The following is a 2,474-nucleotide window of genomic DNA, read 5'->3' on the forward strand; positions in this document are numbered from 1 at the left end:
ATGAAACCATCACGCGCAATCATCAATGCAGAGGGATGGCAAACCTGCTGGCCCGAGTGAAACACTTCATGGATACCGTGTCTCCTTTCCCGGGGAATGGCTATGGCACAGCGAAGGTGTAGCACTATTGGGATCAGTTATTTAGCGTATGTGAAATATCCACCCGAATAGCGATCTCGATACGTTCCAGCGCGTCCATTGCCAGCAGGCGTAGTCTCTTATCAAACACATACAGATCGACCGCATCGACAAAGCGAGTCCCTGCCTTAAAGGGCTCCAGCACCATGCGTGTCGGTTTGATGTCTTTTGGCTTACCGCCTGTCGGCGATAGTTGCACAACCAGTTCAGATCGCTCGCGAAAGGCATACCAGTAGCCACTGAGCCGGTAGTAACCAATTCGCTCCAGGTAATCTAACGCAGCAGCCTCGTCTGTAATCAACATGCCACGACGTTGCAGCTTGACCAGTTGTTGCTCAAAACTAAACCAGGGCTTGGCATAGACCATCAGTTCAAGGCTCCCTCAACCAGCGCCTCGGCGAGGTGCTGCTGGGTGGTCTGGCTGGCTTGTAGACGGGCGGAAATCTGATCGCAAAGAAACATCAGTTCATCGACTTTAGCGACAATTCTCTTCTGCTCAGCAATAGGCGGCAAGGCTATAATACTACTTTCTATTCTATGTAATGCTAACTTAGGCTGAGCAAGCTGGTTTGTTTTTTCATTGAACTGAGACTGAGAAAATTTTGACCGCAATGTGTATTTCAACCAAGATTTATCAATAGATCTAAACATCAGCTTAGCTGCGTTCTCAGTTAAGTTCATGCCATTAAACCGACTTGGAACCAATCCTACATCGCCTATGGTCCCTGCAATCGTAATATATAAGTCATCTGAAGATATCGTATATTGAGATATTAATGAATGCGTCTCTGGCGATATATATGCCAAGCCAGAATCATTGATACTCCCATTTTTCATGTCTGTAACACGAATATAAACATGGGCAGTCTCATAGGCACTAAACTGATGACCTGCCGGCAATCTTTTTCCACCTTTAACTGTTGAAACCTGACCTAGACGCACCATTTTCCATCCCTCCGGCAATTCAAACGGTTTTTCATCATCCGTTATTTCCGGCAATGGATTGGACTTTTTAATCTTGCCCTCTTTTACCAGCCGTGCCTTTTCGGCGGCGATGCGTTCCAGCAGCACAGAGGCGGGTTCGTCATTGGGATCTTGCGGCACCAGCTTGCCCATCACCGCCAGTTGCAGAATGGTTTGTTTCAGAGCATCTATGCTGCTCTGGGTGGTAAACAGGCTATCGAAATATTGGGCCAGCCGCGCCCAGTTTTGCGCCAGCTCGCCGCTGTCGGCGCTCTCGGTCAGGGTGGCCAGCAGGGTCTCAACCAGCGTCTGATGAGCGGCCAGTGATGCCTCGCTTTTCTGCTCCAGCTGATCGCAAAGGGACATCAGTTCATCGACTTTAGCGACGATGCGGTGTTGCTCGTTCATCGACGCACAAGGGATCAATAGACTTTCCCATTTACTTCTATTAATTATCGGTGTTGCTGATCCTGTCGAGGCAGAGACCATGGAATCAATAAAAAATCTTGTTGATAAAATTGAGTACAAAAAAGCGCTCGAAAATTTTATTGGTTTTATTGCGTTAATTTGCTGATTAAAACCAATTCGTCCATGAACAATCGCCGACTTACCGATTGAACCACCTATACAAACAGTAAAAACATCTCCTTGATTAGCTTCCTCACTATTCAGTAATCCACTTTCAGAAAGATATTTATCGGGTTCTATTATGCTACCGGATTGCGTGATCTGACCTGGACCAATAAAAGGGATGTCGCCATTGAAATATTCATTCACTGATGTGCTGGGTGTTTTTCCTGTTGAACATACTCCAACATAACCCAACCTACACCACTCCCACCCCTCCGGTAATTCAAACGGCTTTTCATCATCCGTTATTTCCGCCAGTGGCTTGGACTTTTTAATCTTTCCCTCTTTGACCAAGCGCGCCTTTTCAGCAGCAATACGTTCCAGCAGCACAGATGCCGGTTCATCATTGGGGTCTTGTGGCACCAGCTTGCCGCACACGGCCAGCTCCAGGATCAACTCGCGCAGCTTCTTGATACCGGTGAGTTCCAGCTTGCTATTGCTGCCACGGCCGGCGCTGCTCTTGGGGCGTACCGCGCTACTCCACAGATCCAGATGGTCGGTGATCAGTTGCTCAATCATGCTTAGGCCCCCTTACCCAGCGCCGCAGCCAGAATGCCCTTAAGCTGGTCGCGCAGTTGCTGGATTTCGGCCTGCTCGGTGTAAGTATTCACCGGAACAGTATTGACACAGGAAAAATGAGACGATCGTCTCTTGATCCCACTTTCCTGCTTGCTTGATCCTGCTCCTTAGATACGCTCCCCCCATGAGCAAAAACACCATGCATTCCGCGGGAATGCCCACCA

Annotated in this window: 2 protein-coding genes and 1 pseudogene; 1 reads left to right on the forward strand and 2 read right to left on the reverse strand. The window is 48.5% G+C overall.

The window, feature by feature from the left end:
• Positions 1-122, forward strand: a pseudogene (locus tag J9889_RS19000) (IS630 family transposase); the annotation flags it as partial.
• An 11-nt stretch (positions 123-133) separates the two neighbouring features.
• On the opposite strand, the gene J9889_RS19005 reads toward J9889_RS19000, so the two are convergent.
• The gene (locus tag J9889_RS19005; protein ID WP_210557715.1) at positions 134-505 is read right to left on the reverse strand and encodes an Abi family protein; all 372 of its coding nucleotides are present in this window, start codon (positions 503-505) and stop codon (positions 134-136) included.
• Positions 505-2,250, reverse strand: a complete 1,746-nt coding sequence (locus J9889_RS19010; RefSeq protein ID WP_210557716.1) for a restriction endonuclease subunit S — start codon at positions 2,248-2,250, stop codon at positions 505-507. Before J9889_RS19010 ends, J9889_RS19005 begins: the two co-directional genes overlap by 1 nt.
• Positions 2,251-2,474: the final 224 nt, after the last annotated feature.

The organism is Aeromonas sp. PrichA-15 (assembly GCF_017939245.1).
GTDB lineage: Bacteria > Pseudomonadota > Gammaproteobacteria > Enterobacterales > Aeromonadaceae > Aeromonas > Aeromonas caviae.

Coding starts and splice junctions, on each gene's coding strand:
- J9889_RS19005 (WP_210557715.1), bottom strand. CDS start 505: ATGGTCTATGCCAAGCCCTGGTTTAGTTTTGAGCAACAACTGGTCAAG.
- J9889_RS19010 (WP_210557716.1), bottom strand. CDS start 2,250: ATGATTGAGCAACTGATCACCGACCATCTGGATCTGTGGAGTAGCGCG.